The organism is Clostridium sp. OM05-9 (genome assembly GCF_003481465.1).
In the GTDB taxonomy this organism is placed as follows: Bacteria; Bacillota; Clostridia; order Lachnospirales; family Lachnospiraceae; genus Coprococcus; species Coprococcus ammoniilyticus.
This window is the reverse complement of record NZ_QULF01000002.1, coordinates 59,148-72,525: the sequence shown is the minus strand read 5'-3', so window position 1 is coordinate 72,525 and position 13,378 is coordinate 59,148. Positions and strand designations below refer to the sequence as shown.

9 protein-coding genes and 2 tRNA genes are annotated in these 13,378 nt (G+C 41.8%); 1 reads left to right on the top strand and 10 read right to left on the bottom strand.

Annotated elements, in window-relative coordinates; all coding sequences use genetic code 11:
* Nucleotides 1–116: 116 nt before the first annotated feature.
* Together DXB77_RS03385 and DXB77_RS03380 are read right to left on the bottom strand one after the other, a co-directional pair.
* Nucleotides 117–731: a hypothetical protein gene (locus DXB77_RS03385; RefSeq protein ID WP_117822780.1), complete on the bottom strand. Its 615-nt coding sequence runs from the start codon at nt 729–731 to the stop codon at nt 117–119.
* Between the two features lie 19 nt (nt 732–750).
* On the bottom strand, nt 751–2,415 hold the full coding sequence (locus tag DXB77_RS03380; protein ID WP_243013777.1) for a glutamine--tRNA ligase/YqeY domain fusion protein: 1,665 nt from the start codon (nt 2,413–2,415) through the stop codon (nt 751–753).
* A gap of 171 nt (nt 2,416–2,586) precedes the next feature.
* On the opposite strand from DXB77_RS03380, the gene DXB77_RS03375 reads away from it, so the two are divergent.
* A tRNA-Thr gene (locus DXB77_RS03375) sits at nt 2,587–2,659 on the top strand.
* A gap of 5 nt (nt 2,660–2,664) precedes the next feature.
* Here the strand turns inward: DXB77_RS03375 and DXB77_RS13415 are convergent.
* The 8 genes from DXB77_RS13415 to DXB77_RS03335 all read right to left on the bottom strand — a co-directional run bounded on the left by DXB77_RS13415 (nt 2,665) and on the right by DXB77_RS03335 (nt 13,375).
* Nucleotides 2,665–3,615 (bottom strand): cysteine-rich small domain-containing protein, encoded by a 951-nt coding sequence (locus DXB77_RS13415; RefSeq protein ID WP_117807697.1) that lies wholly within the window; start codon nt 3,613–3,615, stop codon nt 2,665–2,667.
* A 30-nt stretch (nt 3,616–3,645) separates the two neighbouring features.
* Nucleotides 3,646–4,944 (bottom strand): ComEC/Rec2 family competence protein, encoded by a 1,299-nt coding sequence (locus DXB77_RS03365; RefSeq protein WP_118662658.1) that lies wholly within the window; start codon nt 4,942–4,944, stop codon nt 3,646–3,648.
* 25 nt (nt 4,945–4,969) lie between these two features.
* On the bottom strand, nt 4,970–5,572 hold the full coding sequence (locus tag DXB77_RS03360) for a sigma-70 family RNA polymerase sigma factor (RefSeq protein ID WP_118662657.1): 603 nt from the start codon (nt 5,570–5,572) through the stop codon (nt 4,970–4,972).
* A 15-nt stretch (nt 5,573–5,587) separates the two neighbouring features.
* Nucleotides 5,588–6,343, bottom strand: coding sequence for a 23S rRNA (guanosine(2251)-2'-O)-methyltransferase RlmB (gene rlmB / locus DXB77_RS03355; protein ID WP_008401609.1), 756 nt, complete (start codon nt 6,341–6,343; stop codon nt 5,588–5,590).
* Nucleotides 6,344–6,358: 15 nt separating this feature from the next.
* Nucleotides 6,359–6,817 (bottom strand): ribonuclease III domain-containing protein, encoded by a 459-nt coding sequence (locus tag DXB77_RS03350; RefSeq protein WP_008401608.1) that lies wholly within the window; start codon nt 6,815–6,817, stop codon nt 6,359–6,361.
* Nucleotides 6,802–8,208 (bottom strand): cysteine--tRNA ligase, encoded by a 1,407-nt coding sequence (gene cysS / locus DXB77_RS03345; protein ID WP_118662656.1) that lies wholly within the window; start codon nt 8,206–8,208, stop codon nt 6,802–6,804. Before cysS ends, DXB77_RS03350 begins: the two co-directional genes overlap by 16 nt.
* A gap of 125 nt (nt 8,209–8,333) precedes the next feature.
* Nucleotides 8,334–8,405: transfer RNA gene (locus DXB77_RS03340), tRNA-Glu, on the bottom strand.
* Nucleotides 8,406–8,830: 425 nt separating this feature from the next.
* Entirely contained in the window at nt 8,831–13,375 is a 4,545-nt protein-coding gene (locus DXB77_RS03335) for a PolC-type DNA polymerase III (protein WP_117807702.1), read from the bottom strand.
* Between the last annotated feature and the right edge of the window lie 3 nt (nt 13,376–13,378).

Here is a 13,378-nt window from a genome sequence, read left to right as displayed (position 1 = left end):
CGTATTATACGGCTCACTAAGGACTGGCGTTCGGGCAGGTTTGCTTCATAATAGTGAGTGTAATGTACACAGTATTTTTTATATAGTATAAAATTCACAGCAATATTGTCACCTTTTTACATTGCCTGTTTGGTTACATGACCGCCAAATGCCTGTGCCAGATCATGTGTCCACAGGTATTCACGATATCTTCTGAGCAGGCCTTTGTAAATCACCTTAACATTACTGCTCTTCCGAAAATCATCCGGCCTTACAAGCCCCGGTTGTTTATCGAGAATATGTATACCAGAACGTTCTAACACACTTGCCACGAACTGGGAACAGAAATAATTATATTTCCTCTCAATCGCCTTATTTCGTACAACACCATAAAGTCCCCAAAAATTATACCGATAGCGATCAGCATTTGCTTTAAATGCCGCAAGCTCCTGCAGTACATGTCTGTACTGCTTATCTGTCACGGTCAGTTCCAGAACAACACAGCTTGTTTCAACATCTCTGCCAAATATTCCGGTATCAATATCTTCTATAATGAATCCACAGTTGAATGGATTATAGATTCCCTTTCTGGCGAAGCTGTACATCTCCCGAAGCTCCAGATCCAATGCAATGGATGCATGTGCATATGGCTCTTTTGTCCAGAATTTGATGATTCTTGCAGGAACTGTGTGTGTCTTGGAGATCAGGATATATAATTTTCTGTTTTCTAATTCTGATATATCATTTTTCATACTTTTAATAGGCTAAATTTTATTTTCCCGGCTTATAGGAACTCTTTAATGAAACAATACGGTTATATACAGGATGCTCCTTAGTAGAGTCTTTGGAATCTACACAGAAGAATCCATTACGAAGGAACTGGAATGCTTCACCGGGTTTTGCATCTTCAAATGCTTTCTCGAGCTTACATCCCTGTAATACGGTCAATGAATTCGGATTCAGATTCAAAGTACCATCCTCATTCAGCTTACCTTTTTCTTCATCCACGATATTCTCATATAAACGAACTTCAGCATCAATTGCGCTTTCTGCTGATACCCAGTGTATCGTTCCTTTTACCTTTCTTCCTTCGAATCCTGAACCACTCTTGGTCGCAGGATCATAAGTACAGTGAACAACTGTTACATTTCCATCTTCATCCTTCTCATATCCTGTACAGGTTACAAAATATGCATTCTTCAGACGTACCTCATTGCCAGGGAACAGACGGAAATATTTCTTAGGCGGTTCTTCCATGAAATCATCTCTTTCAATATAGAGATATTTGCTGAATGCAACTTCTCTGGAGCCTGCTTCCTCATTTTCCTGATTATTCTCAACCGGCAGATATTCTACCTGATTCTCCGGATAATTATCGATCACCAGCTTGATTGGATTCAGGACTGCCATATAACGGTTTGCTGTAAGCTTCAGATCATCACGCAGACAATACTCAAGCATCGCATAATCAACAGAGCTCTGGCTCTTTGAGATACCAACCAACTCCATAAACTTCTTAATAGAAGAAGCAGTAAATCCTCGTCTTCTGAGTGCTGCGATCGATACAAGTCTTGGATCATCCCAGCCATCTACGATACCATCCTCTACCAGCTTCTTAATATATCTCTTACCTGTAACTACATTTGTCAGATATAACTTTGCAAATTCGATCTGCTTTGGTGGGTTCTCATATTCCAGTTCCCGTACTACCCAGTCATATAAAGGTCTGTGATCCTCAAATTCCAGTGTACAGATAGAATGCGTTACACCTTCAATCGCATCCTCAATCGGATGAGCGAAATCATACATTGGATAAATACACCATTTATCCCCTGTATTATGATGTGTCATACGGGCAACACGATAGATAACAGGATCGCGCATATTAATATTCGGTGATGCCATATCGATCTTTGCGCGAAGCACCTTGCTTCCATCCGGGAACTCTCCGTTCTTCATTGCTTCAAATAATGCAAGATTTTCTTCAATACTTCTGTCTCTGTATGGGCTGTTTTTACCCGGCTCTGTCAGCGTTCCTCTGTATTCACGGATCTCATCTGCCGTCAGATCACATACAAATGCCTTGCCTTTCTTGATCAATTTGACTGCTGCTTCATACATCTGGTCAAAATAATTGGATGCAAAGAATACTCTGTCTCCGAAATCGGCACCCAGCCATCTTACATCATCTAATATGGATTCTACAAATTCCGTCTTTTCCTTTGTTGGATTCGTATCGTCAAATCTCAGATTAAACTGTCCGCCATATTCCTGTGCAAGACCATAGTTCAATAATATGGATTTGGCATGTCCTATATGCAAATATCCATTCGGTTCCGGAGGAAATCTTGTGACCACCTTCGTTACCTTGCCCTCCGCTATATCTTTATCAATAATCTGTTCAATAAAATTTTTCCCGATTGATTCTTCTGCCATCATTAATGCCTCCTTCATATAATTAGCATGACTTTTTTAAGTCTATCACATTTTACATAAAGCCTCAACTGCAAATTCTAAAACTCAGCAAAACTCAGTAATTTTCAATAACTTTCAGTAAATCTCTTATTGACAAATACATCATTTTACTATATATTAACTAATGTTGTTGCTACTATAGCTCAGGTGGTAGAGCGCCACATTGGTAATGTGGAGGTCACGGGTCCGACTCCCGTTAGTAGCTCTTTTTTAATGTCCGGATTTATTTATACAGTATTCACATCCAACGGACTGTCCGATACAGTTCTCACAATCATTCCAGTTCTGTATCAGTGGTTCTTCACTGATCAGATAAATTCCTGCCAGACTCATCATCGGCTCCATTCGTTCTTTATGCCAACTGATTCCAACCTGTTCCGTATCCATCAGGCTGCAAAGAATTCCGGCAGCTTCCAATGGCATTCCATAATAACCGGGTCCAAAAGAAGGACTACAGTAATGCACCAACTCTACACTGTGCTTTCGTTCCAGGTATTTTCTTATCCATTTTCTTACAATATCCATACATGCAATCTGAAAGGTTTCCAGATAATAAGTTCCAAGTAATGAATCCATCTCCTCGATTTGGATCTCCGGGGCATGAAATGCATACAGATATCCCTGTGTAATCTTTGACGGATCTATTCGTTCCAGTATCCGGCATGAAATATTCTTTTTGCCGAGCATAAATCCATCAGACTTAATACAGTCTCTGGAAAATGGTTGCAAAAGTACAGGTACCAGATACCGGTTTCGATTATTGTATCTGGATAAAAAACGCATAACCGTTTTCTCGGCTTCATCCTTATGCTCTTTTCTGCTCTCCGGCTCCATCTGTTCCCATGAAGCAATCTCTGCGATCCGCGCCATGATTTCATCCTTCAGATCCCAAATACTGACGAATACCACACAGTCCTGCTTTTGAAACTGTGCAATCACTGTTTCATACATCTCCGGGCGATGTACGATCGTACAGTTACTGCAATCCCGGATTTTCTGTCCTTTCCCATTTAAGATATAATCAGGACTTCCAAGGCAGTTTTCCTTCAGATACAAGGGGCAATAACAGAACAGACAATTAAAGGAATCTTCATTTTCTATTTTATGGCATGGGAAAAATTCACAATCCCGATTCTGAAAAAATTTGTAATTGTTTTTCATATCCGTTTATCCTCCCATTCTTAACATACCCTATGGATTACAGATCTTACATGGCTCATACCCCTGCGTGATCAGATCATCCCGGCTTCCGATATATTCTTTCTTATTGCTGTCATTCATGCGCTTTACTGAACGGCAGGACAGCTCATGAAACTTTCCTGTATTTGTATTAATAATATAAGTATGCTCTGCTGCCTTTTCTGATCCTGCTTCTATTTCCGCCTGAACTTTCTCTGTCGTACTCTCTCTTGTTACATTATCTGTCTTCGTTGTATCATCCGACAGATTCTGATTTTCTCCCACCCCTGACATATCTGATTGCCGTTCCGGTATAAAAGTAATTGTTTTTCCATCACTGTACGCCTGAATCGTACCATTCAGATCCGTACGATACACCGTGCATCCTGCATTTGCCAAACGATCAAGCACTTCTTCGGCCGGATGTCCATATGAATTATCTGCCCCAACGCTGATTACCGCATAACCGGGCTTAACAGCCTCTAACATCTCTTTTGTTGTGGCATTTCTGCTGCCGTGATGACTGACCATCAGAACGTCACTGGAAAGTTCTTCTCCGGATGCGATCATTGCCTGCTCACCGGCTTCCTCTCCATCCCCATAGATCAGGAATGAAGTATCCCCATATGTCATACGAATTCCGACAGAATTATCATTTTCATTATCATCACTATAAGTAATCGGTGCTACTATTGTAAATACCGCATCACCAAAGGTATAAGAATCCCCTGTCTTTGGAAATGTAATAGTCAGGTTCTGCGCCGCAAGCTTATCAATCAACGAATCATAGATCTTTGTATCTGCAACATAATCCGGGCCAATAAAAGTCTCTGTGTCAAATACATTCAACACACCCACCAGACCATTTATATGGTCGGAATCATAATGGCTCGCGATCACGTAATCAAGTGACTCTATATTCTGTTTTTTCAGGTATGCCACGACAAATGAAGACGCTGACGACGGACCTCCATCCATCATCATGTAATGGTCATCACAGGAAAATAACACCGCATTCCCCTGACCGACATCTAAGAAAGTAACTGTAAGTCCGGCAAGATTGTCTGTTGTACCCCCGATATTCGCTTCCGAAGTTATCTGCTCATCTGACGTAGCTTCCGTACTGTCAATCGATTCTGTTATATTCTCTGTTATATTCTCTGTTATATTCTCTGTTGTATTTCCTGTCTGATTTTCGTTCGTTTCATCCGATAAATCCAGACATCCTGAAAAAAGCCCAAGGACAAAGCACATGCCGACAATGATCATCACTTTCCTCAGGCCATTCTTTTTATTTATAGAATTTATCATAAGCTACTCCCCCAGAATTATATCTTTAATCCTGTTCTATATCCCGTAATTTCTTTCGAATTCGTTGGATCGCATTATCGATAGATTTATACGGCTTTCCAAATGCTTCCGCTAGCTCATCATAGCTTTTTCCAGCAAGATATCCTTCTAACACCTGCCTTTCAAATTTGCTGAGTTTTTTATCAATCGTCTCCGCAAGCTTCTGGGATTCCAGCTGCCCAAGCATCTGATTCTCCGGTTCAAATGCCTGATCTGCCTGCAGCTCATCCACAAGCGCAACATCATCGTCATTTTCCGTATAAAATGATACATAATAATTAAGCGGAGAATGCTTCTTCCTGTTCGACAGCTTCACCGCAGTGATCAACTGTCGCTTGATACACAGATTTGCAAATGTAGAAAAAGATGCCCCTTTGCTTCCGTCAAAGCTTCGGATAGCTTTAATGAGCCCTATCATTCCTTCCTGAATGATGTCCTCATTTTCTGCACCGATAATATACAGGGCACGACTCTCTTTCTTTACAATCCCCATGTACTTTTTGATCAGATACTCAAAAGCGGCATTATCATTTTCTTCTCGGATCAACCGGATATTTTCTTCATCGGTATTTGTTTCATGCACACACACGGCGTTGGTACTCCCCTATTTTACACCCATCCTCTGACGGACAACCTCATATCCCAATACTCCGGCCGCAACCGAAGCATTTAATGAATCGATATCACCACTCATCGGTATAGATACAACATAATCACATTTTTCTTTTACCAGACGACTGACACCTGTACCCTCATTTCCGATCACAAGTCCCATCGGTCCGGTCAGATTGCAGCGGTACATCAGTTCTCCATCCATATCGGCACAGGCAAACCACATACCACGTTTTTTCAATTCATCAATCGTCTTCGCCAGATTTGTTACCTTAACCACCGGTGTATATGCGATTGCACCGGCAGAAGCCTTAACAACTGTTGCTGTGATTCCGACTGCTCTTCGTTTCGGAATAATAACGCCATGTGCACCGCACAGATTCGCTGTACGAACGATTGCGCCAAGATTATGAGGATCTTCAATCTCATCCAAAATAAAGATAAATGGCGGCTGTCCTTTTTCCTCAGCCTTTGCAAAGATCTCATCGATCGCTGAATATTCATAGGCCGCCACATGAGCGATCACACCCTGATGTTTCCCGGTCGAAGACATCTGGTTCAGCTTCTCTTTCGAAACATAATTAATAATCGTCTCCTGCTTCTTTGCTTCACGCACGATTGAATTGATACTGCCATCATGACAGCCATCCTGCAGATATAACTTGTCAACTGTTTTACCGGAACGAAATGCTTCCATAACTGCATTTCTACCCTCTATCTCAAACTTTTCATTTCTGTTTTCTTCCATGCTTATGCTCCATTTCTAATCCACATCATCAGATTGTAAATGCTCAATCAATTGTTTTGATTCCAGGCAGTCTCTTGTTAACTCAAATAAACGGTCATATTCTTTATTCAGATAAAGATAGCCGATCAGCGCTTCAAAACCGGTAGCTTTCCTGTACTGTCCTACCGACGCATTCTTTGCCTTGGAATGTGTCTTTGTATTCCTTCCACGCTTATATATCGCCATTTCCTGCTCGGTCAGTTTCTCTTCCAACAGATCGATATAACCTGCCTGTGACTCTGCATTTACTATATGAATAGCTTCTTTATGATATTTGAATGCCTGTTTGTTATCCTTTGATACCAGAACGGTCTTTACTAAAAGGTCAAATACACTGTCCCCTATATAAGCAAGCGCCAGCCCGGAATATTCTGCCGGATTGGAATCTTCTACACCTAATATCGCAGTAAAATACTGATCTAAGCTCTTTTCCATTTTACTCCTTCTCTTGTATCCTCAAGAATAATGCCCTTATCACTGAGCATGTTACGGATCTCATCTGCTCTTGCAAAATTCTTTGCTTTTCTTGCTTCCTGACGTTCATTGATCAAAGCCTCGATATCAGAATCTAACAGTTCTTCTTCCCGCTCTGTAATGATACCAAGAATATCACACAGCTTCTCAATCGTCCGGATTGCCAGATCTACTGTTTTCTTTGGTGTATCATTTGAAATATTGATATTTGTATATTTTACTAATTCAAAGATAACTGAGATCGCATCTGCTGTATTCAGATCATCGTCCATAGCTGCTTCAAATCGTTTCGTATATCTATCTAATTCTGCCTCGACAGAAACATCGGAACCCTCCACATCTGCCGGTGCAAGTGACTTTAACTTGTCAACAGCAGTCAGGATACGTTCCAGACCATTCTTGGATGCCTCTACCAGATCAGCCGAGAAGTTCAATGGACTTCTGTAGTGAGCAGACAGCATAAAGAAACGGATAACCTGAAGTGGATATTTGTCTGCGATCTCTCTTACTGTAAAGAAGTTGCCAAGTGACTTGGACATCTTCTCGTTGTTGATCTTTAAGAAACCGTTATGCATCCAGTATCTTGCAAATTCCTTATCATTTGCTGCTTCACTCTGTGCAATCTCATTTTCGTGGTGTGGGAAGATCAGATCCTCACCACCTGCATGGATATCAATGATATCACCGATATATTTCTTAGACATAACAGAACATTCCAGATGCCAGCCCGGTCTTCCTTCACCCCATGGTGACTCCCAGAACGGTTCTCCCTCTTTCTTTGGCTTCCAGAGAACGAAATCCAACGGATCTTCCTTCTCATCCTGACCGGAAACCTTAAGCTGATGATTCTCTGCTCTGTGTCCGGATTCCAGATCATCAATATTCTTATGAGATAATTTACCATAATCTGCAAAGCTTCTGGTACGGAAATATACCGTGCCATTTACTTCATATGCATGTCCTTTTTCAATCAGTGTCTTGATCATCTCGATCATATCCGGGATCTCTTCGGTAGCCTTTGGATGTGTCGTAGCTTCCTGTACATTCATCGCTGCCATATCCTTCTTTGTCTCTGCAATGAAGCGCTCAGAGATCACCTTGGAATCAACACCTTCTTCATTTGCACGTTTGATGATCTTATCATCAACATCTGTAAAATTGGATACGTAATTTACATCGTATCCCTTATATGTGAGATACCGTCTCAATGTGTCAAATACGATCATTGGTCTTGCGTTTCCGATGTGGATATAATCATATACGGTAGGTCCGCAGACATAGATTCCTACTTTACCTTCATTGATCGGTACAAATTCTTCTTTTGTTCTTGTAAGAGTATTAAAAATCTTCATGGGAATCCTCCAATAAATATAGTTTTTATTTTCGCCTGTCTTTCATTCGAAGCGGTTTTATCATGCACTATAGATTACGCATAAAAAAGAAAAAACCTGGAAAAAACTTCCAGGTTATCAAATAGCAGTTCATAGGGGAATCGAACCCCTGTTTTCGCCGTGAGAGGGCGACGTCTTAACCGCTTGACCAATGAACCATATATCTTAGCGACTTGTTTAATATACCAGAAGCTACGATAAAATGCAAGCTTTTTTTTCAGTAAATTTACATTTTTTTGTACTGACCATATTTTAGCTTGTAATAAGGGCATTGTCAATCAAATACGCAAGTGTTTTGGTAATGAAAGGGATACAGGGCTGTTGCATAGATCTTCCTTATACCTAAATACACCTTAGCATATTTTTGCATTAATTTTATCATAGACAGAAACAATACCTTTTATCTGCCAAGTCCTGATTCTGTATTCTTTCATGCAGCAAACCTTTTTTCACGTCGGTACTTGGCAAACTGCTGTAAGCAGTGAGCTTAGTACCGCTACGTGAAAAACAGAACGCAAGTGTTTTGCGTAATGAAAGGGATACAGTGTCAGGGCTTACAGAATAAAGGTATTGTTTCGTCCGTTTATACAAAGTCAAAGGTAAGCTGGTTGGTATCCGGCATACCGTCTAAGATGCCAAGCTCTGACAGCTTGTCGATCGCACTCTTTCCAATCTTAGAATGAGCCTGCAGATCTTCCTTTGAGATAAATTTGCCTTTGCCGGCTGCATCCTTCAACTGCTTTGCAGCCTTCTCTCCCATTCCTTCAATGGAAGCCAGTGACGGCATGATCTTACCGTCTATTACCTGAAAACGGATATCATCCGCCACATAGATATCGATCGGCATGAACTCAAAACCTCTCGCATACATCTCAAGAACCAGCTTCAGATCCTTTAACTTATCTTCATCCTTTGCGGTTCGTTTATTCTTATCAATACTCTGTATCATATTGATATGATACAGTACCTTTTCTTTTCCAAAGCACATCATCTCATAACTGAAGGCTGATGCACGGATACTGAAGAACGCTGCATAATACTGAAGCGGATAATTCACCTTAAAATATGCAATTCTCCACGCCATCATAACGTAAGCCGCCGCATGGGCTTTCGGGAACATGTACTTGATCTTCTGGCACGACCAGATATACCAGTCCGGTACACCATGTGCCTTCATATCCTCTTTCCATTCTTCCCATTTTGCACATTTGCCTTTAGCTACGTTACCTTTTCGGACATTCTCCATGATCTGGAACGCTGTACCGGATTCCAGGCCCATATGGATCAGATATACCATGATATCATCTCGACAACAGATTGCGGTCGAGATCGTACACTGACCGGATTTGATCAGCTCCTGTGCATTTCCAAGCCATACATCCGTACCATGCGCCAGACCTGCGATTCGCACCAGATCCGAGAAGTTCTGTGGATTTGCATCAATTAACATCTGCATGGCGAAATCCGTACCGAACTCCGGCACACCCAGACTGCCAAGCGGAATGCCATTGATATCCTCTGGTGTAATATGAAGACTTTCTGTTCCATGGAACAACGCCATAACATCAGGATCATCTAACCGGATCGTGGTTGCATCAAGACCGGTCAGATCCTCCAGTCTTCGGATCATCGTAGGATCATCATGACCGAGAATATCAAGCTTCAACAGGTTATGATCGATCGAATGGTACTCGAAATGAGATGTTACGACATCCGTCGTCATATCATTTGCCGGCTTCTGGATCGGTGTGAAGGAATAGATCTCCTCATGCCTTGGAAGAACGATCATACCACCCGGATGCTGTCCGGTCGAACGCTTAACGCCGGTACAGCCGATTGCCAGACGTTCCATCTCACAGCTTCGTTTCGTGACGATAGCCTTTTCATCGACATATTTCTCGATCTCCTTCTGGGTCAGATCTCCCATTGCCGTAGCCTCTGCTCTCGCTTCATCCTTTGCAAGATCTTTGAAGTAATTATATACATAACCATACGCTGTCTTATCTGCTACCGTTGTTACAGTTCCTGCACGGAATGCCTTACCCTTACCGAATAATACTTCTGTGTAAGCATGTGCACATGACTGATATTCACCGGAGAAGTTCAGATCGATATCCGGCTCCTTATCTCCTTTGAATCCAAGGAAGGTTTCAAATGGGATATCGTGTCCCTCTTTGATCAGTGGATGACCGCATCGAGGGCAGTCACGATCCGGCATATCACATCCCGACATACCGGAATATGATTTTACAAGCTCGGAATCAAAATCAACAAAATGACACTCCGGACAAATATAATGTGCCGACAACGGATTTACCTCTGTGATACCTGCCATCGTTGCTACGAAGGAAGAACCTACAGATCCTCTGGAACCAACCAGATAGCCATGATCGTTGGAATCCCACACAAGCTTCTGTGCAATGATATACATAACGGCAAATCCATTTGATATAATGGAATGTAACTCACGTTCCAGTCGTTCTACAACGACCTCCGGCAGATCCGGTCCATAGATCTTATGAGCCTTTTCATAACAGATATTCGTAAGTGTCTCATCTGAATTCTCGATGATAGGCGGTGCTTTATCCGGTCGAACCGGGTCCATATATTCCACCATATCCGCGATCAGATTTGTATTTGTGATAACAACCTCTCTGGCTTTCTCACTTCCCAGATATTCGAATTCCGCTAACATTTCTTCCGTCGTTCTGAAATAAAGCGGAGGCTGATTAACTGCATCCTCAAAACCTTTACTTTTCATGATGATCGCACGATAGATACTGTCTTCCGGATCAAGGAAATGGACATCACAGGTTGCAACAACCGGCTTATTAAATAATCGTCCAAGCTCCACGATACGCTTATTATAATTCTGAAGGTCCTCGATCGTACAAGGATTCTCCTTCTTTCTGGTCATAAACTCGTTATTTCCGATCGGCTGTATCTCCAGATAATCAAAGAAATTAACAAGTCTTGCTATTTCTTCATCCGGTGCATCATCTACGACCGCACGGAACAGCTCACCTGCTTCACAGGCAGAACCTAAGATCAGTCCTTCTCTGTATTTATTGATCATGCTCATAGGCATACGCGGTCTGCGGTTGAAGTATCTGACATGTGCTTCAGAAATCAGACGATACAGATTCACACGGCCGATCTCATTTTTTGCCAGAATGATGCCATGATATGTTCTGCCTTTTTTGATCGTATCATCCGATGCAGAACCTAATTCATTTACATCCTCCACCGTCTTTACGCCACGTTCCACTAACATCTCATATAATTTTACGAAAATTTTTGCGGTTGCATTTGCATCATCAACAGCACGGTGATGGTGTTCATTTTTTACATTTAACGCCTTACAGACACGATCCAGTGTAAACTTACCAAGCTCCGGCAATAACACATGGCTGAGTGTCATGGTATCCATGATCGTATTATCGAATTTTATTCCAAGATCTTTGGCATTTTTCTTGATGAATCCGGTATCAAATGCTGCATTATGTGCAACAACGATATCATCACCACAGAATTCCAAAAACTTCGGCAGGATCACGTCGACGGTCGGTGCATGCATAACCATCTCATCTGTAATGGAAGTCAACTGCTCTATACTATAAGGGATCGGTTCTTCCGGATTAATAAATTCCGAGAAACGATCGATCTCCTCTCCATCTTTTACCTTTACAGCTCCGATCTCTATGATCTTATTCTTCTTCTGACTAAGACCGGTCGTCTCGATATCAAATACGATATATTCTGTATTCAGATCCTGTCCTTTGGGATTGATAACCAGATTCTTCAGGTCATCGACAAAATATCCCTCACAGCCAAAGATCAGTTTAAAGCCATCCTTCATACCCTTTGCATGTGCTGCGATCGGGAATGCCTGTGCAACGCCGTGATCCGTGATTGCAATCGCCGGGTGTCCCCAGTCATTTGCACGTTTCACGATCTTCTCGATATCAACAACACTGTCCATCTCGCTCATAACCGTATGCATATGTAATTCCACACGTTTTTCAAGCGATGTGTCAACTCTTGGCACACGGAAATCCGGTATATGCTTGATACCACGCACAGATGCAATATTTAACTCCTTGGAAAAAGTATCGTATAACGGCACACCCTTTAACCGATAGAAGCTTCCTTCTTTTAACTCATCCTTATAAACCGGCGCATCATCCTCTGATGCAAATATCTTAAATGCGATCGTATCTTCAAAATCCGTAATATTGCAGATGAATAAAGTCTTACCGTTTCGGAGAACCTTTTCTTCCATCTTGATCAACTGGCCATGAATACAGACTTCGCCGATACCATCTACTAATGTAGAAATCTTTACCAGTTCCCCTTCGCAGTCTCTGCCATAGAATACATCCGGATCATTCGAGGTATATTTCTTCCTTCTGGCGGCAAATGTCTCCTTCGGCTTTTCGTCCTGTGCAGGTGCTTTCTTTTCAGCCGGAACATCCTTCTTGCCTTCTCCGACCAGCTTCTTTTTATCTACTGATTTACCATCCAAGGTCAGATCCGCATCCTCATGTACATTACTTAAGATTGCCTCAATCTCAAGCTTCATCTTCTGTTCATTTGCACGGCGGAGCATCTCTTTATCAGATTCCGTATAATCAAAACCGACCTTGATATCCATACCGAACCGTTTCTTATAGGTCTCCTCCAGATATTTTTTGATCCCGATCGAATGGCTCTTTGAAAGCTTACTGTCTTCCATCGCAAGCGTGATAATATCATCTGCATAATACCATTCTGCCCGCTTTAATAAACGATATCCAACATGACTGATCTTCTCGACATCATACAAGATACTGTCCTTATATACCTCTGTTAAGGTTCTGGTATTGTACTGGGAAGACAGCTCATAACGGTCATCAATGATGACCTTATAACCACGTCCACGAAATAAATGTCCGCAAATGATATCTTCCACCTGTACAATCTTCGGACGGCTGATCAGGTGCTTCGACAGCAGGCTGATAATAAGCTGGCGTTCTGCCTGCTTCATTACCACCTTTTCGATCATCGTATCCTCAAACAGGGAAGACAGCTCTTTATCCATATTCAGTTCAGGAAATACTTCAAAAAATAATTTTGCTTCTACCGGCACGTT

What these genes read in the sequence shown, in the direction of transcription:
- DXB77_RS03385 (WP_117822780.1), bottom strand. Translation starts at nt 731, where the DNA reads ATGAAAAATGATATATCAGAATTAGAAAACAGAAAATTATATATCCTG.
- DXB77_RS03380 (WP_243013777.1), bottom strand. Translation starts at nt 2,415, where the DNA reads ATGGCAGAAGAATCAATCGGGAAAAATTTTATTGAACAGATTATTGAT.
- DXB77_RS13415 (WP_117807697.1), bottom strand. Translation starts at nt 3,615, where the DNA reads ATGAAAAACAATTACAAATTTTTTCAGAATCGGGATTGTGAATTTTTC.
- DXB77_RS03365 (WP_118662658.1), bottom strand. Translation starts at nt 4,944, where the DNA reads ATGATAAATTCTATAAATAAAAAGAATGGCCTGAGGAAAGTGATGATC.
- rlmB (WP_008401609.1), bottom strand. Translation starts at nt 6,343, where the DNA reads ATGGAAGAAAACAGAAATGAAAAGTTTGAGATAGAGGGTAGAAATGCA.
- DXB77_RS03350 (WP_008401608.1), bottom strand. Translation starts at nt 6,817, where the DNA reads ATGGAAAAGAGCTTAGATCAGTATTTTACTGCGATATTAGGTGTAGAA.
- cysS (WP_118662656.1), bottom strand. Translation starts at nt 8,208, where the DNA reads ATGAAGATTTTTAATACTCTTACAAGAACAAAAGAAGAATTTGTACCG.